The sequence below is a fragment of the Marisediminitalea alba genome (assembly GCF_002993365.1).
Classification (GTDB): Bacteria; Pseudomonadota; Gammaproteobacteria; order Enterobacterales; family Alteromonadaceae; genus Alteromonas; species Alteromonas alba.
On sequence record NZ_PVNP01000049.1, the window covers coordinates 39,932 to 64,586 of the forward strand.

A 24,655-nucleotide genomic window follows, 5' to 3' on the forward strand; every position below is an offset into this window, starting at 1 on the left:
CAAACGGTTGCTGTATTAACTCTTGTTTACGGGGGTGAGACAAACGCCTAATGAATATAAATGGGAAACACACTAATGATGACAAAATCTAAGTTTAATCGCATTGCCCTCGCGGTAGCGATGTCTGTAGGCTTATCTACAGCAGCTATAGCACAGGAAACGACATCGTCGATCCGTGGTAGTGTTGTTAGCGAAGCCGGTGCCAACTTCTCTGGCGCTACTGTTACCATCAAGCACGAACCATCAGGTACTGTGTCAACAGCAACAACTACCTCTAACGGTTCGTTCTCAGCGCGTGGTTTACGTGTTGGTGGTCCATACACGATTACCATTAAAGGCGATGGCTTTGTTACTACTCAGGTAGATAACGTTTATCTGTCTCTTGACCAAACCTTCTCTCTTCCTGTGACTGTAGAAACTTCAGAAAGTTCAGAAGTTATTGTGGTAACGGGTACTCGCGCTGCGGCGGGTTACTCAAACGAAGGTCTGAGCACTAGTCTTGGCCTGGAAGCGTTAAGCGAAGTTACGTCAATCGACCGTGACATTACTGATGCAGCTCAGCTTGACCCGTTTGCATCGGTTAACGTGCAAAGCGGTGGCGCGAAAGAGCTGTCAATCGCTGGTGCGAACAGCCGTTTTAACTCACTGACTGTTGATGGTGTTGCGTTAAACGACCGTTTTGGTCTGAACGCTAACGGTTACCCTACTCAACGTTCACCTATTTCTTACGATGCGATTGAATCACTGTCTATTCAGACTGCACCGTTTGACGTTGAATACAACGGTTTCACCGGTGGTACTATCAACGCGGTAACCAAGTCTGGTACTAACGAATTTCACGGCTCTGTAGGTTATTACTACACTGACGACTCAATGATCGGCGACCAGAATGGCGACGACGAATTCGACTTCATCTTTGAAGAAGAAACTTTCGTAGCCACATTAGGCGGTCCAATCATCAAAGACAAATTGTTCTTCTTTGTTGCTTACGACAAGTTTGAAGCAGTTGCTCCTCTGCGTAACGGACCTACTGGTTCTGGCGCGCTGAACGAAGAGCCAGACATCTCTATGGATGACGTAGCAGCGGTTGGCGAAATCGTTTCTAACGTTTGGGGCTTCGATATCGGTGACTTTAACAAAGGTCCTGAAGAAGACGAGAAAGTTCTGGCGAACATCGACTGGAACATCAACAACGATCACCGTGCAAAGTTCACTTATATGAGAACCGAAGGTAACTCAATTAATGAACAGAACGGTAATAACTTCCTGGCTTCTGACAACATCCTGGGCGCTTCTTCTGCGTGGTATGACCGTTCAGAAAAAATCGAAAGCTTCATCGGTCACCTGTTCTCAGACTGGACAGCGAATTTCTCGACTCAGTTGAAAATTGCCAGCACTACTCAGGCGACTGGTCAGGATCCGTTAAATGGCGGTGAGTTCCCTAACTTTGCAGTATTCCTGCGCGAAGTAGACGGTGAAGAGAACTACCTGACAATCGGTCCGGACCGTTATCGTCACGGCAACTCGCTTGACCAGGACTTCCTGCAAATTAAAGCCGTTGCTATTTACTCGATGGATGATCACATCATCAAAGCGGGTTTTGAGCGCGAAGACGTAGACGTGAACAACCAGTTCTCGCAAAACTCTGAAGGTTCATACCTGTTCGACAGCCTGGAAGACCTGCAAAACGCTCAGGCCTCTGCATTGCTGTACAACAACGCTGTGACTAACAACGAAGATGATCTGCGTGCAATCTGGGGTTATGCATCTAACTCTGTTTACATTCAGGATTCATGGGCAGCTTCTGCTGACCTGACCGTTGATTTTGGTCTGCGTTATGACTGGTATGAGTCAAGCGGCGAAATCCGTGAAAACCAAAACTTCATCGACCGTTACGGTTTCACCAACAGTACCGACATCGACGGCCTGGACGTGATTTTGCCACGTATCTCATTCGAATGGTTTGCGGGTGATTACACTACTGTACGTGGTGGTATTGGTCGCTTCTCTGGTGGTGCACCAAGCGTTTGGATTTCAAACAGCTACTCTAATGACGGTGTTATCTCTGATGACTACGAAGATTTTGGTTCTGGTATGACTTACCAGGTTCCAACCACGCCAGATGCAGCGACTGGTCAGTACATCCCACAAGACGTGCTGGATGCCCTGGCGAATACCGCTCCGGATGGTTCAGTTAACGCACTGCGTCCTGACTTCGAAATCCCGGTAACCACTAAAGTAAGCTTAGGTGTTGCACACGAGCCGCAGATTGATGCGCTTGAAGGCTGGGTATTCTCTGCTGACGTATTGTACAACAAGCTTGAAAATGCCACGTATTGGTACGATCAACGCTGTGAAGACCCAGTGGGTACAGCGCCAGACGGCCGCGGTGTTTACGACTGTAGCAATGGTCCGGAAGCACTGGTTGTAGGTTCAGTTGATGATGGCGACTCAATGCTTTACGCAGTGTCTGCGACCAACGAGTGGGATACAGCATACGGTACGTTTGATTTCTTCACCAGCTACACTTACGCAGATGTTGAAGATGTTGGTTACGGTACGTCTTCTACTGCAACCTCTAACTACTCTGACTTCGCGGCCTATGACCGTCAGAAGCCTCGCGCTGGTACGTCAAACTTCCAGACCGAGCATCTGTGGAAAATGCGCTTTAACTGGAGCAAAGAGCTGATCGACGGTTATCAAACCAAAGTATCGGTATTTGCGACTCGTCGTTCTGGTCAGCCTTACAGCTATACCTTTAACGAAAACAACGCGTGTGTGCTAGATGCCGATGGTGGTCGTTGTGCTCGTGAGAGCCGTAACGATGATGCCGGTCACCTGTTGTATGTACCATCTGGTCTGGACGATCCATTGTTCGCAGCCAGCTCATTTGGTGGTGACCTTGCCGCGCAACAAGAGTTTATGGATTACATCGCTAACTCTGAGTTAGCTGGCTACGCTGGCGGCATTGCCCCACGTAACGGTGACAACTCTCGTTGGTCAACAATTATCGACGTCCGTATCCAACAAGAACTGCCAGCATTTATGCCAGAGCATAAGCTGACCGTGTTCTTCGATATCGAGAACTTCGGTAACCTGTTAAATGACGACTGGGGTCGTATTGAGCGTACCCGTTACGAGTATGAGCGTGCAGTAGTATCTGCTCAAATCGTTGACGGCCAGTACGAATACTTCGACCTGAGAAGCCCAAGCCGTATCGAGAACTTAGAAGTACTGTCTCAATCAGTATGGCAAGTTCAGTTCGGTGTTAAGTACGACTTCTAATAGTTAAGTCTTTATACCTAAACGAAAAAACCACCCGCGAGGGTGGTTTTTTTATGTCTGGAAATGCGCGTGAAGGCAAAAGATTGCAACGCTATGCGCGTGCTGACGCTACACGTTGTCGAATAAGTCCTCTACACGCTGGCGCAGGTTTTCGATTTTAGTAACATCGGCCGGCGCAATAAAAATGGTGTCATCACCGGCAATGGTACCCAGCACACCGTCTTTTTTACTTAGTGAATCCAGCAAACGCGCGATGAGCTGAGCAGCCCCCGGACTGGTGCGGATAATTACCATCACATTATTATGGACAATATCCAGTACCAACTGCTTGAGTGGGCTTTTAGCCGTTGGCATGCCCAGTTCCGGCGGCAGGCAGTACACCATGTCGCCACGGGCATTGCGGGTGCGCACCGCGCCAAATTTACTTAGCATGCGGGATATTTTACTTTGGCTGATATTGTTGAAGCCCTGATGTTTGAGTCCTTCAACAATTTCGCCCTGAGAACCGTAACTTTCTGCCTTGAGGATGTCTTTGAATGCTCTGACGAGCTCTTCCTGCTTATGATTTGCCATTAAAATCCTGACGTTTATTAGTATCGTGATGGTAGCCTTGGTGGCTATGCAATAATGGTTAATCGATTCGGCTTACCCGTCGGCTTGGTGTATACTATGACTCGCGAAGGGTTCAGGCCGGTATGATTATTCTTACCCTAACTGTATAAAACCAGTTATTTTGCCTTGTTTTGCATGAAAAAACAACATATTTGCATAACTATGCAGTTATGTTGAATATAACCCGATTATTCGCTCGTTCATCCCTCATAAGACTAATAGGTGATTGAGTTTTAGGCTGACATCCTTTAGTGTGTTCGGCCGTTATTAAACGTGATTCTTTCCATAGGAGAAATGGTATGAAAGTAGCCGTGTTAGGTGCTGCCGGTGGTATTGGTCAGGCGCTGTCACTGTTGTTAAAAACACAACTGCCAGCGGGTTCTGAGTTAGCTTTGTACGACGTTGCGCCGGTTGTTCCTGGTGTTGCTGTAGATTTAAGCCACATCCCTACTGCAGTTAAGGTTACCGGTCACGGTAAAGACGATCTGGCTGAAGCATTAACCGGTTGTGATGTAGTATTAATTCCAGCAGGTGTTCCTCGTAAGCCTGGTATGGACCGTTCAGACCTGTTCAACATCAACGCTGGTATCGTGAAGGCGCTGGTTGAAGGTATTGCAGATAACTGTCCTTCTGCATGTACCTGTATCATTACTAACCCGGTTAACACCACCGTAGCAATCGCTGCCGAAACGCTGAAAGCAAAAGGCGTTTACGACAAGAACAAACTGTTTGGTGTAACCACTCTCGATGTTATCCGTGCCGAGACGTTTGTTGCTGAACTGAAAGATCTGGACCCTGCAAATACGCATGTACCGGTAATCGGCGGCCACTCTGGTACTACTATTCTGCCACTGCTGTCTCAGGTTGAAGGCGTAGAGTTCTCTGACGATGAGATTTCTTCACTGACTACCCGCATTCAAAATGCCGGTACTGAAGTCGTTGAAGCTAAAGCGGGCGGCGGTTCTGCTACCTTGTCTATGGGTCAGGCGGCAGCGCGCTTCTGTCTGTCTCTGGTTGCTGCTATGCAAGGCGACAACGTGGTTGAGTACACTTACGTACAAACCGACGACAGCGACGACGCAGCGTTCTTCTCTCACCCTGTACGTTTAGGTCCAAACGGTGTAGAAGAAATCCTGTCTTACGGCGAACTGAGCGCTTTTGAACAAAAAGCCAAAGAAGATATGCTGGAAGGCCTGCGCGGCGACATCAAACTGGGTGTTGACTTCGTAAACGGCTAAGCGTCCTCTTACGTTATTTAAGAAACCGGCTCTCGTAGCCGGTTTTTTTATGTCCTAAAGTAGTGTTCACAAAATCATCATTTATGTGGCGAACTATCGGCGTTGATTTATACTAGGCGAGAGGCGGATTGGTATCCGCCGCTTGCTAATGAGTCGGGCAGACAGTGATTCTCTTACCCGGCTAAGCACTATCGGTATTTTGCAGTATAAAAGGGTGGTGGGGTGAAGTTCGTTACAAGAATGGCGTTGAGCCTTGCTGTGTTTCTGAGCTGTAACGGTATAGCCTGTGCTAATGCTGGTGCACAGCAGGCGCCGTCGCAACCCTGGCACAACATTGACTTCGTAACCCATAGCTCAACGTTTTACGATGCTTTCAGAGACCAGGCGAATACCGAGCCCGGTTTAGCTGCCGACGTTTACAGGGCATTGTTTAGCCAAATGGGCTTTGTGCCCACAATCCGGCTGGATGTGATCAGCCGAATCAATTCACTGGACTTTGACTCCGAGTCGGCCTGCAGCGTGTTAATGCTAAAAAGTCCTGCACGGGAAGCGGCATTTACCTTTAGCCTGCCAGTCGATTTTTTACTCTCACACCGCCTTTATCAAACAAATGAGACGCCAGCGGTTCCGGCTGAGGTACTCAATGATAAAGGTGAACTACTTAGTCTTTCGGCGCTATTTTCGCAGCGGGAAAACCACCAATTGATTGTGCTGAAAGGGCGTTCTTACGGGTCTGTTCTGGATGCGCAGATAAGGCAGTTACCCGATGCTGCAAAATATACGCGCTGGGGCAGCAATCAGTATGATGCTGACATCAGAATGCTTGCCAGAGGCCACGGAAATTACATTCTCGCTTATCCCTATGATATTCATCGTGAAGCGGCAAACTTTGCAGGAGTATCATTTAAAAGTACGCCGATTGCCAACAATACAGCGATCCGCACCGGGCATATTATGTGTACAAAGACACCCCTAACTTTGGCGTTTTTGGAAGAGGTAAATACTCACTTACGTAAGCTATATCATCAACAGGTTTATATTGATGCGCATTTAAAGCATACCCCGCCGGACTCGCATCAGGCCCTGCATGAAGGTGTTGCTTACCTGAGATCGTTGTAATAAAAAAACCACGCCGAAGCGTGGTTTTTTGTTACAAACTACTGCGCAAAACAGCTTTCAAAATCCTCATTTACTCTTTGTAAACTGCGGTTTTTCAAACAATTTTTGCTTGTAAGAGCTAGCCGGTATTACGCATACCGATAGCAATACCACTGATGGCCACCATCATGGCTTTATCCAACGTGGCATCGTGCTCGTCTTCATCTAACTGACGCAGACGCGATAACAACTCGATTTGCAGGAAGTGCAGAGGCTCAAGGTACTGAGCACGAATATTCATCGACTCTTTACCCTGTGGATCGGCTTCCATAATGTCAGCCTGGCCGTTGATATCCAGCTGTAGCTTGATAGCTTCCTGTAGCTCCGCGCGCAAACCTTCACCAAAGTGCTTCAGTTCATCGGGTACCAGTCGGTCATCGTATTCTGCACTGATCCGTGGATCGGCTTTTTGGAAGACCATATCAAGCATAGATAAACGCGACTGGAAGAAAGGCCAGTTCTCACGCATTTCCTGAAGCTTCTCGTGGTTACCTTCCTGGCGAACCGCTTCAATGGCTTTCATGCTGCCTAACCAGGCAGGTAGTACCAGACGGGTTTGCGCCCAGGCAAAAATCCATGGAATCGCACGCAGGCTTTCGATACCGCCAGTTGGCTTACGTTTGGCGGGACGACTACCTAACGGTAATTTACCCAGTTCCTGCTCAGGTGTAGCCACTCTGAAATAAGGCACAAATTCCGGATCCTGACGAACTACGCCACGATAGAAATCACGACCCTTAGCGGCCATGGCTTTCATCAGTTCACGCCACTCGTCTTTAGGAGCCGGTGGTGGGAACAACATGGCTTCTATAATCGCACTGGTGTAAATACCCAGGCTGCGTTTAGCCAGTAATGGCATACCAAACTTATAACGGATGGTTTCACCCTGTTCGGTGACCCGGAAACCGCCGTCCAGTGAACCCGGAGGTTGCGAGTGGATAGCGGCATGTGCTGGTAAGCCGCCCCGGCCAATTGTACCGCCGCGACCATGGAACAGGGTCAGCTTAATGTCGAACTCCTCAGCCAGCGCAACCAGCGCTTCCTGAGACTCGTACTGTGCCCAGCCTGCGGCAATGGCGCCAGCATCTTTGGCTGAGTCAGAATAACCAATCATGACGAACTGCTTACCCTGAATATAACCACGATACCAGTCGATGCTCAGCAGTTTACGCATCACGATAGGTGAGTTATTCAAATCGTCCAGGGTTTCAAACAGTGGTGCTACCGGCATTGGCCAGTCAACGCCCATTTCCTGCAGCAGTAACTGTACGGCCATCACATCAGACGCTTCACTCGCCATGGAAATGGTATAGATGCCAAAGCCATGCTTACTGTGGCTGGCAATCACCTTACAGGTGTCCAGCACTTCCTTCACATCTTCTGAAGGTTCCCAACAACGCGGGAACAGTGGGCGCTTGGAGCTTAACTCGCGGAGCAGGAAGGCTTGTTTGTCGGCCTCGCTCCAGTGCGCATAGTCACCTAATCCGAGGTAACGGGTTACTTCGCTCAGTACATCAGCATGACGCTGAGAATCCTGACGTACGTCAAGGCGTAATAAATGCACGCCAAAACACTTAACGCGGCGAATCGTGTCGAGCAGCATGCCGTTAGCAGTAACTTCCAGGCCCGACTCGCAGAGTGAGCGGTAGCACATCAGCAGTGGCTCTAACAGTTCATCGTTAGACGCAATCCACTCGCTGGAATCGTACGGACGACCGTTGAAGAAATCGTAAATACCGTCGCGGGTATCTGCACAACGTTTTACCAGCGGGCGTAATAAGGCGCGGTACGGCTCATATTGCTCGCCCACGGCGTCTTTCAGTTCGTCGTTGCAGTCGTTCATCGACAGCTCTACCTGCAGACGATCAAGATCGATGGTCAGCAGTTTAGCGGCACGGCGACGAGCCAGCAGCAGTACTTCTTCGGTGACCTTGGCAGTAACGAACGGGTTACCGTCACGGTCGCCGCCCATCCACGAACTAAAGTGAATGGGGGCTGCATCGATTGGCAGTTTAACGTTGTAATCGTGCTGTAAGCGCTCATCCAAATCGCGCAGAAACTCAGGAACCGCATCCCACAGTGAGTTTTCGATAACTGAGAAGCCCCAGCGTGCTTCGTCAACCGGGGTAGGGCGTACCGAACGAATCTCTTCGGTGTGCCAGGCCTGGCTGATTAAATCGGCGATACGGGTTTCCAGACGGTTACGCTCGGTATCACTTAATTGCTCGTGGTGGATGCTCTTTAAGCAGTAAGCTAACTCTTTATGCTTATGAATAAGGGTACGACGGAATACTTCGGTAGGGTGAGCTGTAAGCACCAGATCAATATCCAGTTTTGCTACCGCTTCTTCCACTTCCAGTGCGCTCAGTTCAGCCTTATCGAGATGTGAAAAAAGTGAGTCGATGGATGCGTCGACATCCAGACCGGCGTTGTATTCCTGCTCGGCGATATTGCCCAGGTTGAGAAACTGAGCGAATGCTCTGGCTACTACCAGTAATTCGCTGTCGGACATGGTTTTGAAAGTTTCTTTCAGATTTTCACTGGAATCTGTATCACCCTTAAACGATGCGCGACCGTCAAGGCGAACTTTCTCTATTTTCTCTAACCAGTCATTTCCCAGCTGAGCTTTGATTGTTTGTCCCAGCGTTTTTCCCAAATAGCGAACAGTATCTTTCAACTGCGCGTCATAATGTGATTGCATGGCGTCCTCCAAAAAACAGTGCTATCAACATACTGTCTCTTAATTAAATTGTCTAATAGCTTTTTATCTAACAGCCCCTTGAAACGGGCTCTTCAAACCGGTCGGAACAATGTCGCGGGCACGGATTATCTGGGTGTGTTACACTACGCCAGCGAAAAATCGAAGCGTAATAAAAATTTTCAGAATACTACGGGTTTTGATTAATAATTGCGCAAAAAGTGTAATTTTATTTCAGGAGACACTGTGTCAGATTTATTTAAAACAGTAGAAACCCAGGCTAGTTACGGAATTGGTTTCCAAATGGGTCAGCAATTACAATCAAATCCATTTGACGGACTGGATCTGGACTCTGTTGTAGCAGGGTTAAAAGACGCATTCACTGGTCAGGCTCCACAGGTTGACAACGACGCTCTGCGTGCCGCGTTTGGTGAAATCCATGAGCGTATGCAGGCAGCTAAAGCTGAGCAACATAAAGCAGCGATTGAAGAAGGCGAAAAGTTCCTGGCTGAAAACGCTAAGCGTGAAGAAGTTCAGGTAACTGAGTCTGGTCTGCAGTACGAAGTAGTGAGTGCCGGCAACGGTGAAGTACCTACTGCAGAGAGCACTATTCGCGCTCATTACCACGGCACGTTGATCGACGGCTCTGTGTTCGACAGCTCTTACGACCGTGGCCAGCCGGCAGAATTCCCGGTAGGTGGCGTAATCAAAGGCTGGACCGAAGCGCTGCAAATTATGCCGGTCGGGTCTAAGTGGCGTTTATATGTTCCGCACAACCTGGCATACGGTGAGCAGGGCGCAGGTGGCGCCATTGCACCTTACAGCACGCTGGTATTTGATATCGAGCTGCTCGACGTAATTGCCTAAGCAATTAGCTGCCGCTCATAAAAGCCCGCGGTTGCGGGCTTTTTGCTATTTTAGCTAAGGGCATTGAGGAGTAGTTTGCAATCGGCGAAAATAACATTAGGCTTACTCCAGCTGTTCAGAGTTGTTATCAATCGCCGGTCATTTACAATACGGGCTAAAATAAGAAAGGATAGAGTCACTATGGTTATCAAGCCTAAAATTCGAGGCTTCATTTGTACAAATGCACATCCACAGGGTTGTGCTGCAGTTGTTGCAGAACAGGTTCAGTATATTAAAGGTCTTGGCGAGCTCGGTGACGGGCCTAAAAAGGTACTGGTTATTGGTTGCTCTACCGGCTATGGCCTGGCGTCGCGGATCACTTCAGCGTTCGGTTATGGTGCCGACACTCTGGGCGTATGCTTTGAGAAGCCGCCTACAGAGCGTAAAACGGCGACTGCCGGCTGGTACAACACCGCAGCGTTTCATGAGCAGGCGAAGGCTGCCAATCTGTATGCCGAAACCATTAACGGTGATGCTTTCTCGAACGAATTAAAAGCGCAGGTTATCGACAAAATCAAGGCCGATCTCGGTCAGGTGGATTTGGTGATTTACAGTCTTGCGTCGCCTCGTCGCACCGATCCGGCCACCGGTGAAACTTACAAGTCTACCCTGAAACCGGTTGGGCAGGCGTATACCACTAAAACTTACGATACCGACAAAGACAAAATTCACGAAGTATCACTGGAACCGGCGACCGAACAAGAAATTGCCGATACCGTTAAGGTAATGGGCGGTGAAGACTGGGAATTATGGCTTAATGCGCTGGCCGATGCAGGCGTGCTTGCGCAAGGGTGTAAAACTACTGCTTATACCTACATTGGTAAGGAACTGACCTGGCCAATTTACGGTTCGGCAACAATTGGTAAAGCCAAAGAAGATCTCGACCGTGCCGCCACGGCAATTAATTCTGACCACGCTGATTTACAGGTTGATGCACATGTATCATCACTTAAGGCATTGGTGACTCAGGCCAGCTCGGCGATTCCGGTAATGCCGCTGTATATTTCGTTAATCTACAAGGTAATGAAAGAAGAAGGCACGCATGAAGGTTGTATCGAACAGATTGCAGGCCTTTATACACAGTGCCTGTACGGTGACAGTGCTACCCTTGATGAGCAAAGCCGCTACCGCATGGACGGTAAGGAAACCAATGATGCGACCCAGGCCAAAATTAAAGCGCTGTGGGATCAGGTAACCCAGGAGAACTTCCACGAACTGAGCGATTATGCTGGTTACCATCATGAGTTTCTGAAACTGTTTGGCTTTGACGTGTCAGGGGTCGATTACGACGCCGATGTCGATCCTATGGTTAATTGGTAATACCACTCAATATTTAATATAAGCCGTCTTTATGACGGCTTTATTATGGCATTTTGTTAATACTTTAGTGCACAGGGGTATGTCGACAATATTCAGTGCGTCGGGCATTGCAAGCCAGACAGCGTGGCCCCTGTGATTAAATATAAGACTAATGTGGTAGGTTAGTTGTACAGATAATTGGGATAAAAATTACGGTTTATCTCTAATCAACGTAGCGTAAGTTGCTATGTTGATGCTAAAATTCCGAAATTAAGTGGGGGACCTTGTTCAGGATCCTGCACCTGGTCGTGACAACAGGCGATACAGCAAGCGCCTAGCACTAAACAACCACGACACATTCTAACAACAATAACAATTCAGCTGGATTGCAATTTTTGCGAAGTGGAAACGAAGCTTTGTAGCTTTGTTACGGTTTTAAACAACCAAATTTTACTGTTTGTATGAAGTACGTTTTTGAATTGAGGCTCTGTTGGCAGGCTTGCCGGAGCGCAGCAAATTCAAAAGGGTATTTCTATTAGAGTAGTGCGATTACGTATGATAAAAATCAAAAAAGGTCTCGACCTCCCTATATCGGGAGCTCCGACGCAACAGATCCAGGATGGTCTGTCTGTGTCTCGGGCTGCCATACTGGGAGAAGAATATGTGGGTATGCGTCCTACCATGCACGTGCAGGTTGGAGACAAAGTAAAGAAAGGTCAGCTGATTTTTGAAGATAAAAAGAATCCTGGCGTTAAATTTACTGCTCCGGTTGCGGGTGAAGTGGTAGAAGTAAACCGTGGTGCTAAACGTGTTTTACAATCAGTTGTTGTAAAGCAGGAAGGTAACGAAGCTGAAACCTTCGAAGCCATTGCTGCTGACCAGATTACTTCAACTGCGCGTGAAAAACTTGAGCAGATACTGGTAGACACCGGACTGTGGACGACACTTCGTACACGCCCGTTCAGTAAGTCTCCGGCACTGGGGTCAACCCCAAGCTCAATTTTTGTTAACGCGATGGACACTAACCCGTTAGCAGCTGATCCAGCGGTGATTATCGCTGAGCGTCAGGAAGATTTCGCTAACGGCTTAAAAGCGCTTAGCATCTTATCCGGCGGCAAGGTTTATCTTTGTAAGAAAGCCGGCGCAAACGTATCTGCTGGCGACAGCAATGCAGAAACCGCTGAGTTTGATGGTCCGCATCCTGCTGGTCTGGCTGGTACTCACGTACATTACCTGGATCCGGTAGGCGCCAAGAAAGCCGTATGGACAGTAAATTACCAGGACGTTATCGCCATTGGTAAAACATTGACCAGCGGTGAACTGGACAACAGCCGTGTTGTGGCAATCGGCGGTCCGGCAGCAAAAAATCCTCGCCTGGTACGTACTGTTGTTGGTGCAGACCTGACAGAACTGACTGCCAGCGAGAAGAAAGACGGTGATGTTCGCGTAGTGTCTGGTTCAGTACTTAACGGTACTACCGCACAGGGCGTACACGGCTTCTTAGGTCGTTTCCACTTACAGGTTTCTCTGTTACTTGAAGGTAAAGAGAAAGTTCTGTTTGGTTGGTTAGCACCTGGTTCTGATAAACACTCCGTAACCCGTGCTTACACCGGTCACTTTAGTGGTAGCAAGCAATTCGACATGACTACTACCACCAACGGCTCAGAGCGTTCGATGGTGCCAATTGGTAACTACGAGCGTGTGATGCCTCTGGATATCCTGCCAACGTTATTATTACGGGATTTAATTTCCGGTGATACTGACAGTGCTCAAACACTGGGCTGTCTGGAACTGGACGAGGAAGATTTGGCGCTGTGTACCTATGTGTGCCCCGGCAAATACACTTATGGTTCCATTCTGCGCGATTGTTTGACCACCATTGAGAAAGAGGGTTAATTCATGGGCTTAAAAGCGTATTTAGAAAAAATCGAACCTAACTTCGAGCCCGGTGGAAAGTACGAAAAATGGTATGCACTGTATGAAGCAGCCGCGACTATTTTCTACACGCCTGGTCACGTAAACAAAGCTGGTACGCACGTGCGTGACAGTATCGACCTGAAACGCATCATGATCATGGTGTGGATGGCTACCTTCCCAGCCATGTTCTTTGGTATGTACAACATTGGTTTCCAGGCTCAGGAAGCAATTGCTGCTGGCGCTGGTACCTTACCTGATGCCTGGCAGGCAGGTCTGTTTACTGCCTTAGGTGGTGACATTTCAAATGCCGGTACACTCGGCCTGATGTTCTACGGTGCTTGTTTCTGGCTGCCTATTTATGCAACGACATTCGTTGTAGGTGGTTTCTGGGAAGTACTGTTTGCCTCAGTGCGTAAGCACGAAGTAAACGAAGGCTTCTTCGTAACTTCAGTACTGTTTGCACTAACACTGCCAGCAACTATTCCACTGTGGCAGGTTGCTCTGGGTATTACCTTCGGTGTGGTTATCGCGAAAGAAATCTTTGGTGGTACCGGCCGTAACTTCCTGAACCCGGCTCTTTCTGGTCGTGCGTTCCTGTACTTCGCATATCCGGCGCAAATCTCTGGTGACCGCGTATGGGTTGCTGCAGATGGTTACTCAGGTGCGACTTCACTGAGTGAAGGTGCATCAGGTTCATTAAACTATGCCGACACCAACGCTTGGATGGACGCGTTCATGGGCTTCATTCCAGGTTCTGCCGGTGAAGTTTCTGCGCTGGCGATTATGCTGGGCGGTCTGTTCATTATTTACATGCGTATTGCAAGCTGGCGAATCGTAGCCGGTGTTGCACTGGGTGTAGCGTTCTTTGCAACTCTGCTTAACCTGATTGGCAGTGATACTAACCCGATGTTCGCCATGCCGGCGCACTGGCACTTTGTAGTGGGTGGTTTGGCCTTTGGTATGTTCTTTATGGCTACAGACCCTGTGTCTGCGTCATTTACCAACCAGGGCAAATGGGCGTACGGTTTCTTTATCGGCTTTATGACCGTGTTGATCCGCGTACTTAACCCTGCATTCCCAGAGGGTGTCATGCTGGCAATTCTGTTTGCCAACCTGTGGGCGCCACTATTCGACTACTTTGTCGCTCAAAGCAATATCAAGCGGAGGATAGCTCGTGTCGGCTAAAAAAGAATCTTTAGGAAAAACGGTCGGCGTTGTACTGGCAGTTTGTTTAGTTTGTTCAATTATTGTATCAGGTGCGGCGGTTGGCCTGCGTGATATTCAGCAAACCAATGCTAAGAAAGACAAGATGTCTAACATCCTGCAAGCGGCGGGTCTGCTGGAACAAGCAAACGGTGACATCCTGGCAACTTATAACGAGTTTGTTGAACAGCGCTTTGTTGACCTGAGCACAGGTGAATTTGTTGAAGCGCCGTCTGACGACTACGATATGTATAAAGCGGCTAAAGAGCCGGATAGCAGCATCAAAGTTGAAAACAGCAATGTGGGTTTTCAACGTCGCGCAGAAGTGGCATCAGTTTACCTGGTACGCGATGACGCCGGTGATGTTAGCCGGGTAATTCTGCCGGTTCACGGCAGCGGCCTGTGGGACCTGATGTATGGTTTCCTGGCTGTTGACTCAGACGGTAAAACCGTTCGTGAGCTGATTTACTATCAGCAAAAAGAAACGCCAGGACTGGGTGGTGAAGTACAAAACCCACAATGGCAGGCAAAGTGGGATGGCAAAAAGCTGTATAAAGACGGCGATGTTGCACTGGAAGTGAAAAAAGCGGCCGGTGAAGACAACCCATATGCAGTTGATGCGCTGTCTGGCGCAACGCTAACCAGTAATGGTGTAAACAACACCATTCAGTACTGGGTTGGCGAAAACGGCTTTGGCCCGTTCCTTAAAAAACAAGCCTGGCGTTCGTAAGGGGTTATTATCATGGCTGATACTAAAGAAATGAAGAAGGTCCTCTTTGGACCGATCTTAGACAGTAACCCAATTGCACTACAAATCCTGGGGATTTGTTCTGCACTTGCGATTACTACCAAACTTGAAACGGCGTTAGTAATGTCGTTGGCTCTGACCAGCGTAGTAGCATTCTCTAACCTGTTTATCTCGTTAATTCGAAATCAGATCCCAAGCAGCGTGCGGATCATCATTCAGATGACCATCATCGCGTCGCTGGTAATCGTTGTGGATCAAATCCTCAAGGCTTACTCCTATGAGATATCAAAACAGCTGTCGGTATTCGTTGGTCTGATTATAACCAACTGTATCGTAATGGGGCGCGCAGAAGCCTATGCAATGAAGAGCCCGCCGCTGATGTCTTTCTTAGACGGCATCGGTAACGGTCTGGGTTACTCATTTGTATTGATTGTTGTGGGTATCATTAAAGAGTTGTTTGGTTTCGGTACTATCCTTGGCTTCGAAATCCTGCCACTGATTCAAAATGGTGGCTGGTATCAGGCTAACGGTCTGCTGATTCTGCCGTTCAGCTCGTTCTTCTTAATCGGTGGTCTGGTATGGGTTATCCGTACTATTCGCCCGGAACAAGTTGAGCCTAAGGAGTAAGTTTCGTGGAACATTATTTATCATTATTTGTTCGCTCAATTTTTGTTGAGAACATGGCGTTATCGCTGTTCTTGGGTATGTGTACTTTTCTGGCCGTATCTAAGAAAGTAAAAACAGCTATGGGTCTGGGTGTTGCAGTAATCGTGGTACTGGGTATTTCGGTACCGGTTAACCAGGTTATCTATGTAAACATTCTGGCTCCGGGTGCATTGGCCTGGGCAGGTTTTGAGAATGCGGACCTGAGCTTCCTGAACTTCCTGACCTTTATCGGTGTTATTGCAGCACTGGTTCAGATCCTGGAAATGAGTCTGGATAAGTTCTTCCCTGCACTTTATAACGCCCTGGGTATCTTCCTGCCGCTTATCACGGTTAACTGTGCAATCTTTGGTGGTGTAGCTTTCGCGGTACAGCGTGAGTACAACTTTACCGAGAGTATTGTTTACGGTGTTGGTAGTGGTATGGGTTGGGCTCTGGCTATTGTGTTACTGGCTGCTGTGCGTGAGAAGCTGAAATATGCTGACATGCCAGAAGGTATCCGTGGTCTGGGTTCTGTTTTCATGATTGCTGGTCTGATGGCGCTGGGTTTCCAGTCCTTCACTGGTGTACAGCTGTAATCGACGCTAGGGAGCAGAAACTATGAATCAAATCGAAATTTTTCTTGGCGTAGGGATGTTTATCGTCATCGTACTGGCGCTGGTATTCATCATCATGTTTGCCAAGTCGAAGCTGGTACCATCAGGCGACGTCACTATCAGAATCAATGATGATCCTGAGAAAGACATCAAAACCGCACCAGGCGGTAAACTGCTGGGTGCCCTGGCCGATGCAGGTATCTTTGTATCCTCTGCATGTGGTGGTGGTGGTTCATGCGGCCAGTGCCGTGTGGATGTAAAAGAAGGTGGTGGTGAAATTCTGCCTACCGAACTTGATCACATCACTAAGCGTGAAGCCCGTGAAGGCTGCCGTCTGTCTTGCCAGGTATCTGTTAAGCAGGACATGAAAATCGAGCTGGAAGAAGAAATCTTTGGTATTAAGAAGTGGGATTGTGAAGTTATCTCTAACGATAACAAAGCAACCTTCATCAAAGAGCTTAAGCTTAAAATTCCTAACGGCGAAAGCGTACCTTTCCGTGCCGGTGGTTATATTCAGATCGAAGCTCCACCGCATCACGTTAAGTACAAAGACTTTGATGTACCAGAAGAGTATCGTGGTGACTGGGAGCGCTTTGGCTTCTTCGATATCGAATCAAAAGTAGATGAAGAAACCATTCGTGCTTACTCAATGGCGAACTACCCGGAAGAAGAAGGCATTATCATGCTGAACGTGCGTATCGCTTCTCCGCCGCCAAATAACCTGAGCCTGCCGGCTGGTAAAATGTCATCTTACATCTGGAGCCTTAAGCCTGGTGATAAAGCGACTATCTCTGGTCCGTTTGGTGAATTCTTCGCTAAAGATACTGATGCTGAAATGGTATTCGTTGGTGGTGGTGCTGGTATGGCGCCTATGCGTTCTCATATCTTCGACCAGCTACGTCGTATTAAGACTGACCGTAAGATCAGCTTCTGGTATGGTGCCCGTTCACTGCGTGAGATGTTCTATGTAGAAGATTTCGATATGCTGCAGGAAGAGAACGACAACTTCGAATGGCACGTTGCACTGTCTGATCCTCAGCCAGAAGACAACTGGGACGGTTACACAGGTTTCATCCACAATGTATTGCTGGAAAACTACCTGAAAGACCACCCTGCACCAGAAGATTGTGAGTTCTACATGTGTGGACCACCTATGATGAACGCCGCGGTTATCAACATGTTGAAAGACCTGGGCGTAGAAGACGAAAACATCCTGCTGGATGACTTCGGTGGCTAAGCCATTAGCGTAAAATAATAAAAGGGGCTGTTAGCCCCTTTTTTATTATGCCTGTATAATTAAGCCGATTTACAGTAGTGTCCAAAGGGGACGAAAGTGACACAAATGAAATTTTTGCTGGTTATGGTGGTCTTATTAGTGACTGCCTGCTCCAGGCAGCCAGCGGTAAAAGTTGAGCATGTTTTAGGTCAGACAATGGGAACGACCTATAATGTGAAGTTTCCGGAAGTGGCGGGTGTGGACGAAGCCGCCATTAAAAGCGCTATTGATAAGCGACTGGTGCAGGTTAACAAGTTAATGTCGACCTACGATCCAACCTCGGAGCTATCCCGTTTTAACCAATACCGTTTTGCTGAGCCGTTTGCGGTATCAGGTGAAACCTTACTGGTGGTAAACGAAGCGCTAAGGTTAGGAGAGCTGAGCAACGGCGTACTCGACGTTACCGTAGGACCGCTGGTCAATCTTTGGGGATTTGGCCCAACCATGCGCCCTGAAACCATCCCCAGCGAAGCGGATGTTGCAGCAGTCAGAGAGTATGTTGGCCTGGATAAACTGCAGGTACAAGGCAATGCACTGGTGAAAAGCCATCCGCAGCTGTACGTCGATTTATCGACCATAGCCAAAGGTTATGGCGTGGATGTAGTCGCCGATCTGCTGGAAGAAAACGGCATTCATAACTACCTGGTTGAGATTGGTGGTGAAATGCGCGTTAAAGGCGAAAAGGGCGACGGCTCACCCTGGCTGATAGCTATTGAAAAGCCGGTGTCGAATCAGCGAGCCGTGCAAAAAGTGGTCTCGATAGGTGAAAACGCCATTGCCACATCGGGCGATTATCGCAATTACTATGAGCAGGATGGCACGCGCTATTCACATCTTATTGATCCGCGCACCGGTAAGCCTATTCAGCACAATACAGTTGCGGTAACGGTAGTTCATAAGTCGTCAATGACGGCAGACGGCCTGGCCACTGCATTTAATGTTATGGGATGGGAAGATGCCATCGAAGTGGCCGAAGCCAATAACATTGCGGTATTTATTATCCGTCGTAAAGACAAGGATTTTGAAGAATATACCAGTCCGGCTTTTGAAGAGCTGGTAACGGTTTATTAATGCGCTAAGCGCTGAGGTTGGTTAAACAATGAGTACTTTTATATTAGCTTTTGCTTTCTTTTTAGTGATGGTAAGCGCCATGGCAATTGGCTACATCATGCAAAAGAAAAGTATCTCGGGTAGCTGTGGCGGTTTAGGTGCCCTGGGCATCGATAAAGCCTGTGATTGTCCGGAACCCTGCGACCGTAAAAAGGCTCGCATGGAGAAAGAACAGGCCCGCCAGGAAAAGCTAAAAGAGTGGGATAAAGACCGTATTATCTAATAGTAAGATATTAAAAAGCCCCGCCAGTGAATACTGAGCGGGGCTTTTTTGTGTTTGGTTAGCTAATCGCTACCCTGATTAAAAACCGGGTAATATGGCTGGCAGACCTGGCAACAACCCTACCAAGGCCATCACGGTAGTCAGCACGCCAAACATGATGCCGGGCACAATCCAACGGCTCATGCTGGAGAGTTCTGCACTACGCTCTTTACAGCCGATGAGGCCAAGGTTATCCAGCAGCATAGTGAGTGACCAGCCAAAGGCCGGGTTAACCAGCGCTGATGAAAACACCACAATCGCCGCTGATTGAGTGGTTTTACCCTCGCGGGTCATTTCCATACCAGCTTCTAGCAGTGGAATGAATACCCCCACAATCAAAGCCACGCACAGTACAGGCTCCCAGATAGCCAAATCCATGGGGTAACCCCAGATACCGGCAATTACGCAGAATAGAGCGGTTAACAACGCGCCTGCGGGAATAGGGCGTTTGGCAATGGCGGCTGGCACAATATAAGTGCCCCACGAGGAAGTAAAGTTTGCCCCGCCCATCACGGAGCCAACCATTTGCCGCGCCGATGCGCTGACCATGGTGTCGTCGATATTCATTTGTACCTTTTCGGTTTTTGACGGATAGCTGATTTTCTGGAACACCTGATGGCCAAGAAAATCCGGTGACCACATAGCTACTGCCAGCACGGCAAAGGGTAATACCACTACAAAGCTTTCAAAGGTAGGTAAGCCGAGCATCCAACCGGTATTCTCACCCCACCAGTAGGAAGGGCTCATATTAGGAAAACCTGGTGCGGTGTTAAACTCAAACGGCGCGCCCAATAAAAACGCCATACCGCCACCCAGCAAACAACTCAGCGGCACTGCTAACCAGCGCTTTTTCCAGTGCTCCAGCAAGGCATAGAGCACAATAGTACAGGCAATAACAATAAAGGCGATATGCGCCATATCGATGCCTTCTGCCCAGGCGAACAGCTTCTTTACCTGGGAGGTAGTGCCAATAAAGCCGAGGTACAGTAACAGGCCGCCGCACACCCCTTTACTGGTGAGTCGGGCAAGCAGACTGCCGCCTTTACTGACCGCAAGCAAGAAGCCAAACACGCCAATCAGCAAACCAAACGCCATAGGGTGGCCGCCTGCTGCTACCACAATAGGAATAAGCGGAATTAACGGCCCGTGGGTACCGGCCAGATTAGCCGTTGGCAGGATAAACCCGGAAAACAATACAATGAAGAAAGCGACCAGGATTAGCTCGTAGCGAACATTCTCCAGCACGAAGCCGTCTCCCAGTCCTAAAGGGCCGGCAAAGGTCGCCGCAATCGCGCCCACCATAACAACCTTACCGATAGTGCCGGCCATTGCCGGAATGGTGTCTTCCCACTCAAAACGGTAGTCACGGAAGGGGAGGTTAGGTCGCCAGCGCCGTGGTGACATGATCTGCAGTTCATGCTCAAGGTACTCATCCCTGCTGTTAAAGGCGGAGCTGGGTTTATGTTTTTTGCTGTAATCTGAAGACTGCGGCGATGAGGCTGGCCCGGACAAATCAGCCTTGCCGTCCACGGTTGTACTGTTACTCATTTGTACTGACTCCAAATAAGGTAATGAGAATCGGATGAATCACCATCCTAGAGAAAATAAAAAGGCTTATTTGTTAATTGATTGTTTATTTGTTATCTCTCTGTTTACAATTGTGTTGTCAGTTTTTACGCGAATAATCAGAATGTTAACGTGAGCTTGTCCGCAGGTATTGGTCTGTAGCTAGTCTAAAGTACTAAACAAATTCGTCAGGCAGTGAATTGGCGGTAACAAATTGTTAACACATCCATATGCGCTATTAGTCGTAGATGCCAAACGCAGACAGGCCAATAGCGGCAAGTGAAACTGGATGGCTGGTTAAATATACAGTATCATCTCACTACCATGAAGACCCAAAGTAAACGGTTGCCCAAACAGGCTGAAATAAAGAAGCAGGCATGCGCAAGATAATACATGTGGATATGGATTGCTTTTACGCAGCAGTAGAAATGCGGGACAACCCGTCGCTGCGTAATATTCCTATTGCCATTGGTGGCAGCAGCGAGCGCCGTGGGGTGATAGCTACCTGCAATTACCCGGCACGTAAATTTGGTGTGCGCTCTGCCATGGCGTCGGCCTATGCCCTAAAACTGTGCCCTAATTTAAAACTGGTTAAAGGGCGCATGGCCGTTTATCAGGAAGAGTCACAAAAGATTCGAGCCATATTTGCTGACTACACCGACCTGATTGAACCTTTGTCTTTGGATGAAGCCTATCTGGATGTTACCGGCTCGTCGTTGTTTAAGGGGAGTGCAACCCGCATTGCCGAGGAAATCCGCCAGCGTATCGCCAGCGAACTCAACCTAACGGCATCAGCCGGTGTAGCACCCTGTAAGTTTGTTGCTAAGGTTGCCAGCGACGAAAACAAACCCAATGGCCTGTGTGTGGTAACGCCAGACCAATTGGATGAATTTGTTAAAGCTATGTCGCTTAAAAAAATCCCCGGGGTGGGCCAGGTAACTGTGCAAAAGCTCAATCAGCTGGGTTTGCATACCTGCGCAGATGTAAGAGCCTACCCAATGACAGAGTTGCAAAAGCGCTTTGGTAAGTTTGGCCAGGTTATCTGGGACAGAGCTCATGGCGTAGATGAGCGACCCGTGCAGACCAACCGAATACGCAAGTCGGTAGGCGTCGAGCGTACGTTAAGCGAAGATATTCAGACGGTAGAGGCGTGTGATGAAATTATCGATAAGTTGTATACTACACTGCAGGAAAGACTCACCGCCCATCAGCAAAAGCACAATGGTGGCCGGCCTCCTAATATTCGGACACTGGGCGTAAAACTCAAGTTTAGTGATTTTCAGCTGACTTCAGCAGAACACCGCTATCCCAGTGTTCACCGCAGTGCTTTTAAACCCTTGTTGCAGGAAGCGTATCAGCGCAGCAATGGGCGGGGCATAAGGCTGGTGGGGTTACAGGTAGGCCTGGCAGAGAAAGACGAAAACAAACAGTTGGATTTACCGTTTGAGGAGTCTTAAATCTGCCGGCGATTAACTGCGCCGATGAGTTAGCAGAGCAATGGATCCTGAACTAGACTTACAAACTGACTGTGCGCATCACCTAAAGGAAGTATTTAATGATAAGCCCGGGAATTTACCAACATTACAAAGGCAACAATTACGAAGTGATTGGTGTGGCAACACACTCAGAAGATGAAACCCACCTGGTGGTTTATCGCCCTCTTTATGGTGAAAGAGGCTTGTGGGTAAGACCGCTTTCCATGTTCACTGAGGAAGTAAAAGTAAACGGCCGCAGCGTAGAGCGCTTTCGTTTCCTGGGCGAAAAGGCTGTCGAAGCCACTTCATAATTGGCAATCCGGCCCCTTGAGTGAACCTATTTGTCTGTAACAGCTTATAAATGGCAGAATGGAATTTCAGCCAACCACTATACGCTAACGACAGGTAACCAAATAAAATGAAAACACTTATTTCCAGCACGCTTGGGGCGGCGCTACTATTTTGTGCATCACAGAGTGCAGCTCAGGATCGTTTCGCCGATGTTTCGATTAGTGTCACGCCACTAAACGGTAGTGCTTACATGCTGCAGGGCGCTGGCGGTAATATCGGCGTATCTGCCGGTGACGATGGCGTACTAATCATCGACGATCAGTTTGCCCCCCTGGCACCCAAAATCAGTGCTGCATTGGGAGATATTGCAACTGACACACCAAGCTATGTGATCAACACCCATTATCATGGCGACCATACCGGCAGTAATGCTTTTTTCCATGATAATAAAGGGGCCACCATCTTTGCCCACGAAAACGTGCGTATCCGCCTGGCCAATGATGACTCCATCGACAAAGCTGCCTTACCGGTAGTGACATTTGAAGACGGCATTAAAATCCACTTCAACGATGAGATCCTCACCGTGTTTCACTTAGCTAATGGCCACACCGATGGCGACAGTGTGGTGTGGTTTGAAGAGGCCAACGTGTTACATACTGGCGATTTGTTCTTTAACGAACGCTTCCCCTATATCGACTTAGGTGCTGGCGGTACCGTAGAGGGGTATATTAAGGCGGTTGAAACCCTGCTAGGAAAAATCGATGGCAAAACTAAAATCATCCCTGGCCATGGCCCGCTGGCAAACAAAGCGGATTACGAAAATTTTCTGGCGATGATCAAAGCCACCAAAACCTGGGTGAAAGAACAAAAATCAGCCGGACTTTCAGTGGTACAAGCGGTAGAGAAGGGCTTACCAGAACAATATGCTAAGTGGGACTGGAGCTTTATTACCGAAGAGAAGTGGATTAAAACACTGTATTAATGAACGGCGTGCAGCCTGCACGCCGTGCCGCCCGGCGAGCCAAATTTGGCTCGCTGGATAATAACTGCCTTAGCTATAGAAACACAGGTAAGCAGTGGTGGTGCTCACTTTAACGTCGAACGACTGGTTAGCCGCTACGTTAAATTCGCTACCGGTTTTAAATGATAAAAATTCTTCGGCGCCAGGCAGTTTAACAACCAGCTCACCTTCAACAACTTTCATCAATTCATCTTTACTGGTAGAGAATACATATTCACCAGGCAGCATTACCCCTGAAGTACACGGGCCGTTGGCTGATTCAAAAGCGATAGATTTAACGTTATCGTCGAAATAGCTGTTTACACTTAAAGACATATTGATTCCTGTTAGCTAAAAAACGGCGATCACTATACAGTATTTCACCATCGCATTGTGGGATTTCCGGTCAGATCAGTCCGGTACCACTCAGGGAGGTTACGATATTGAGTACAGCGCAAAAAAGAAAATACCTCAAATATACCCTGGCAACCGGCTGGCTTTGCCTGTTTATCATGTTGCTGTTAAGCAGCAGCGTGTTTACCGGTTTTATCAATGGTAATTCCGCCAGTGGTACTGTGATGGATAAGCAGGTTTATATAGAGCAAATCCGGGGAACAGGTTCACTGCGTGAGTCTGAATTACATGAGATTACGGTTCAGTATCAGGTAGCGGGAGAGACCTACCAGATATACGCCAATGGGCATATTTATGCCGGTATGGGTTTAATCGATGAAGGCGATACCCTGACAGTTGTTTATTCACCTGGCAACCCTGCACAAGCCCAGGTGCTGAGTTATGCCTTATATAGCCCGATGGTGAGCATACTGGGTTACGTAACCTTTGTGTGCTTTTTAGTTGGCTTCCCGCGCTGGTTCTTGTGGCGGAACAAGCCGATAAAAGATGAAAAGTGACAGGGGCTATCGTCTGCTATGAGCGAATAGCGGAAGTAAGCAGTGCTTTCTTTGAACAAGAGGGATTCGCTGTTGGACTAAACCGCTCCGCGGTAGTAGTGCCGCCCCCACCTCATTAATTATATTCTGATCTCGTTCTCCGCTTCTAAGCTGAAGGAAGGGCAATGTCGCCCTGAATTCACTCAGGAGTGAAACCATGAGTTACTTTGAAGGATCCAACCCCATACGCCAACGCATGATTGAAGATATGACCATGCGTAGGCTCAGTCCTAAAACGCAAATAGGCTACATCAGAGGCGTGAAGAAACTCGCTACCTTTTTGAAACGCTCGCCAGAGGATGCCACGGCTGAAGAATTGCGCCAATTCCAACTCGCATTGGCCGAGCAAGGTACATCTAACATCACCATCAATGCCACGTTATCGGGTTTAACGTTCTTATT

The 24,655-nt window shown here is 48.3% G+C and carries 22 protein-coding genes; 18 read left to right on the plus strand and 4 right to left on the minus strand.

Annotated elements, in window-relative coordinates; translation table 11 throughout:
- Positions 1 to 75 precede the first annotated feature (75 nt).
- Positions 76 to 3,285: a TonB-dependent receptor gene (locus C6Y40_RS05985; protein ID WP_105933808.1), complete on the plus strand. Its 3,210-nt coding sequence runs from the start codon at positions 76 to 78 to the stop codon at positions 3,283 to 3,285.
- Between the two features lie 108 nt (positions 3,286 to 3,393).
- Here the strand turns inward: C6Y40_RS05985 and argR are convergent, their stop codons facing one another.
- On the minus strand, positions 3,394 to 3,858 hold the full coding sequence (gene argR / locus C6Y40_RS05990; RefSeq protein WP_105933809.1) for a transcriptional regulator ArgR: 465 nt from the start codon (positions 3,856 to 3,858) through the stop codon (positions 3,394 to 3,396).
- 338 nt (positions 3,859 to 4,196) lie between these two features.
- On the opposite strand from argR, the gene mdh reads away from it, so the two are divergent.
- Together mdh and C6Y40_RS06000 are read left to right on the plus strand one after the other, a co-directional pair.
- Entirely contained in the window at positions 4,197 to 5,135 is a 939-nt protein-coding gene (mdh, locus tag C6Y40_RS05995; RefSeq protein ID WP_105933810.1) for a malate dehydrogenase, read from the plus strand.
- 222 nt (positions 5,136 to 5,357) lie between these two features.
- A complete protein-coding gene (locus tag C6Y40_RS06000; RefSeq protein ID WP_146129511.1) occupies positions 5,358 to 6,254 on the plus strand; it encodes a hypothetical protein in 897 nt (298 codons plus the stop codon).
- Between the two features lie 118 nt (positions 6,255 to 6,372).
- Here C6Y40_RS06000 and ppc read toward each other — a convergent pair whose 3' ends face one another.
- Positions 6,373 to 8,994 (minus strand): phosphoenolpyruvate carboxylase, encoded by a 2,622-nt coding sequence (ppc, locus tag C6Y40_RS06005; protein WP_105933812.1) that lies wholly within the window; start codon positions 8,992 to 8,994, stop codon positions 6,373 to 6,375.
- A 243-nt stretch (positions 8,995 to 9,237) separates the two neighbouring features.
- Here ppc and C6Y40_RS06010 point away from each other — a divergent pair, with 243 nt between their 5' ends.
- The 10 genes from C6Y40_RS06010 to nqrM all read left to right on the plus strand — a co-directional run bounded on the left by C6Y40_RS06010 (position 9,238) and on the right by nqrM (position 18,932).
- Positions 9,238 to 9,858, plus strand: a complete 621-nt coding sequence (locus C6Y40_RS06010; protein ID WP_105933813.1) for a BamJ family beta-barrel-assembly machinery protein — start codon at positions 9,238 to 9,240, stop codon at positions 9,856 to 9,858.
- A 180-nt stretch (positions 9,859 to 10,038) separates the two neighbouring features.
- Positions 10,039 to 11,217, plus strand: a complete 1,179-nt coding sequence (fabV, locus tag C6Y40_RS06015) for an enoyl-ACP reductase FabV (protein ID WP_105933814.1) — start codon at positions 10,039 to 10,041, stop codon at positions 11,215 to 11,217.
- A gap of 534 nt (positions 11,218 to 11,751) precedes the next feature.
- Positions 11,752 to 13,092: a Na(+)-translocating NADH-quinone reductase subunit A gene (locus C6Y40_RS06020; protein WP_105933815.1), complete on the plus strand. Its 1,341-nt coding sequence runs from the start codon at positions 11,752 to 11,754 to the stop codon at positions 13,090 to 13,092.
- Positions 13,093 to 13,095: 3 nt separating this feature from the next.
- A complete protein-coding gene (locus C6Y40_RS06025) occupies positions 13,096 to 14,298 on the plus strand; it encodes an NADH:ubiquinone reductase (Na(+)-transporting) subunit B (RefSeq protein ID WP_105933816.1) in 1,203 nt (400 codons plus the stop codon).
- On the plus strand, positions 14,288 to 15,046 hold the full coding sequence (locus C6Y40_RS06030) for a Na(+)-translocating NADH-quinone reductase subunit C (RefSeq protein WP_105933817.1): 759 nt from the start codon (positions 14,288 to 14,290) through the stop codon (positions 15,044 to 15,046). Before C6Y40_RS06025 ends, C6Y40_RS06030 begins: the two co-directional genes overlap by 11 nt.
- Positions 15,047 to 15,058: 12 nt before the next feature.
- Entirely contained in the window at positions 15,059 to 15,691 is a 633-nt protein-coding gene (locus C6Y40_RS06035; protein ID WP_105933818.1) for an NADH:ubiquinone reductase (Na(+)-transporting) subunit D, read from the plus strand.
- A gap of 5 nt (positions 15,692 to 15,696) precedes the next feature.
- Positions 15,697 to 16,305, plus strand: coding sequence for an NADH:ubiquinone reductase (Na(+)-transporting) subunit E (nqrE, locus tag C6Y40_RS06040; RefSeq protein WP_105933819.1), 609 nt, complete (start codon positions 15,697 to 15,699; stop codon positions 16,303 to 16,305).
- A 22-nt stretch (positions 16,306 to 16,327) separates the two neighbouring features.
- On the plus strand, positions 16,328 to 17,560 hold the full coding sequence (gene nqrF, locus C6Y40_RS06045) for an NADH:ubiquinone reductase (Na(+)-transporting) subunit F (RefSeq protein WP_105933820.1): 1,233 nt from the start codon (positions 16,328 to 16,330) through the stop codon (positions 17,558 to 17,560).
- Positions 17,561 to 17,665: 105 nt separating this feature from the next.
- On the plus strand, positions 17,666 to 18,670 hold the full coding sequence (locus tag C6Y40_RS06050; protein ID WP_105933821.1) for an FAD:protein FMN transferase: 1,005 nt from the start codon (positions 17,666 to 17,668) through the stop codon (positions 18,668 to 18,670).
- 28 nt (positions 18,671 to 18,698) lie between these two features.
- Positions 18,699 to 18,932 (plus strand): (Na+)-NQR maturation NqrM, encoded by a 234-nt coding sequence (nqrM, locus tag C6Y40_RS06055; protein WP_105933822.1) that lies wholly within the window; start codon positions 18,699 to 18,701, stop codon positions 18,930 to 18,932.
- Between the two features lie 78 nt (positions 18,933 to 19,010).
- Here the strand turns inward: nqrM and C6Y40_RS06060 are convergent, their stop codons facing one another.
- Positions 19,011 to 20,519 (minus strand): DUF3360 family protein, encoded by a 1,509-nt coding sequence (locus C6Y40_RS06060; RefSeq protein ID WP_105933823.1) that lies wholly within the window; start codon positions 20,517 to 20,519, stop codon positions 19,011 to 19,013.
- 395 nt (positions 20,520 to 20,914) lie between these two features.
- On the opposite strand from C6Y40_RS06060, the gene dinB reads away from it, so the two are divergent.
- The 3 genes from dinB to C6Y40_RS06075 all read left to right on the plus strand — a co-directional run bounded on the left by dinB (position 20,915) and on the right by C6Y40_RS06075 (position 23,285).
- Positions 20,915 to 21,994 carry a DNA polymerase IV gene (dinB, locus tag C6Y40_RS06065; protein ID WP_105933824.1) on the plus strand — a complete coding sequence of 360 codons (1,080 nt, stop codon included), beginning with the start codon at positions 20,915 to 20,917 and terminating at the stop codon, positions 21,992 to 21,994.
- A 98-nt stretch (positions 21,995 to 22,092) separates the two neighbouring features.
- Entirely contained in the window at positions 22,093 to 22,323 is a 231-nt protein-coding gene (locus C6Y40_RS06070) for a DUF1653 domain-containing protein (RefSeq protein WP_105933825.1), read from the plus strand.
- A 107-nt stretch (positions 22,324 to 22,430) separates the two neighbouring features.
- Positions 22,431 to 23,285, plus strand: a complete 855-nt coding sequence (locus tag C6Y40_RS06075; protein WP_105933826.1) for an MBL fold metallo-hydrolase — start codon at positions 22,431 to 22,433, stop codon at positions 23,283 to 23,285.
- 69 nt (positions 23,286 to 23,354) lie between these two features.
- Here the strand turns inward: C6Y40_RS06075 and ppnP are convergent, their stop codons facing one another.
- The gene (gene ppnP, locus C6Y40_RS06080; protein ID WP_105933827.1) at positions 23,355 to 23,639 is read right to left on the minus strand and encodes a pyrimidine/purine nucleoside phosphorylase; all 285 of its coding nucleotides are present in this window, start codon (positions 23,637 to 23,639) and stop codon (positions 23,355 to 23,357) included.
- Positions 23,640 to 23,746: 107 nt separating this feature from the next.
- On the opposite strand from ppnP, the gene C6Y40_RS06085 reads away from it, so the two are divergent.
- Entirely contained in the window at positions 23,747 to 24,214 is a 468-nt protein-coding gene (locus tag C6Y40_RS06085; protein WP_105933828.1) for a DUF3592 domain-containing protein, read from the plus strand.
- A gap of 196 nt (positions 24,215 to 24,410) precedes the next feature.
- The coding region (locus C6Y40_RS06090) for a phage integrase N-terminal SAM-like domain-containing protein (RefSeq protein WP_170308412.1) at positions 24,411 to 24,655 on the plus strand (245 nt) is incomplete at its 3' end.

Bases quoted from the DNA above. Each gene is read 5' to 3' on its own strand.
- C6Y40_RS06020 (WP_105933815.1), top strand. From the start codon at position 11,752: ATGATAAAAATCAAAAAAGGTCTCGACCTCCCTATATCGGGAGCTCCG.
- argR (WP_105933809.1), bottom strand. From the start codon at position 3,858: ATGGCAAATCATAAGCAGGAAGAGCTCGTCAGAGCATTCAAAGACATC.
- nqrF (WP_105933820.1), top strand. From the start codon at position 16,328: ATGAATCAAATCGAAATTTTTCTTGGCGTAGGGATGTTTATCGTCATC.
- C6Y40_RS06070 (WP_105933825.1), top strand. From the start codon at position 22,093: ATGATAAGCCCGGGAATTTACCAACATTACAAAGGCAACAATTACGAA.
- fabV (WP_105933814.1), top strand. From the start codon at position 10,039: ATGGTTATCAAGCCTAAAATTCGAGGCTTCATTTGTACAAATGCACAT.
- ppc (WP_105933812.1), bottom strand. From the start codon at position 8,994: ATGCAATCACATTATGACGCGCAGTTGAAAGATACTGTTCGCTATTTG.
- nqrM (WP_105933822.1), top strand. From the start codon at position 18,699: ATGAGTACTTTTATATTAGCTTTTGCTTTCTTTTTAGTGATGGTAAGC.
- C6Y40_RS06050 (WP_105933821.1), top strand. From the start codon at position 17,666: ATGAAATTTTTGCTGGTTATGGTGGTCTTATTAGTGACTGCCTGCTCC.
- C6Y40_RS06025 (WP_105933816.1), top strand. From the start codon at position 13,096: ATGGGCTTAAAAGCGTATTTAGAAAAAATCGAACCTAACTTCGAGCCC.
- C6Y40_RS06060 (WP_105933823.1), bottom strand. From the start codon at position 20,519: ATGAGTAACAGTACAACCGTGGACGGCAAGGCTGATTTGTCCGGGCCA.
- C6Y40_RS06035 (WP_105933818.1), top strand. From the start codon at position 15,059: ATGGCTGATACTAAAGAAATGAAGAAGGTCCTCTTTGGACCGATCTTA.
- C6Y40_RS05985 (WP_105933808.1), top strand. From the start codon at position 76: ATGATGACAAAATCTAAGTTTAATCGCATTGCCCTCGCGGTAGCGATG.
- ppnP (WP_105933827.1), bottom strand. From the start codon at position 23,639: ATGTCTTTAAGTGTAAACAGCTATTTCGACGATAACGTTAAATCTATC.
- dinB (WP_105933824.1), top strand. From the start codon at position 20,915: ATGCGCAAGATAATACATGTGGATATGGATTGCTTTTACGCAGCAGTA.
- mdh (WP_105933810.1), top strand. From the start codon at position 4,197: ATGAAAGTAGCCGTGTTAGGTGCTGCCGGTGGTATTGGTCAGGCGCTG.
- C6Y40_RS06075 (WP_105933826.1), top strand. From the start codon at position 22,431: ATGAAAACACTTATTTCCAGCACGCTTGGGGCGGCGCTACTATTTTGT.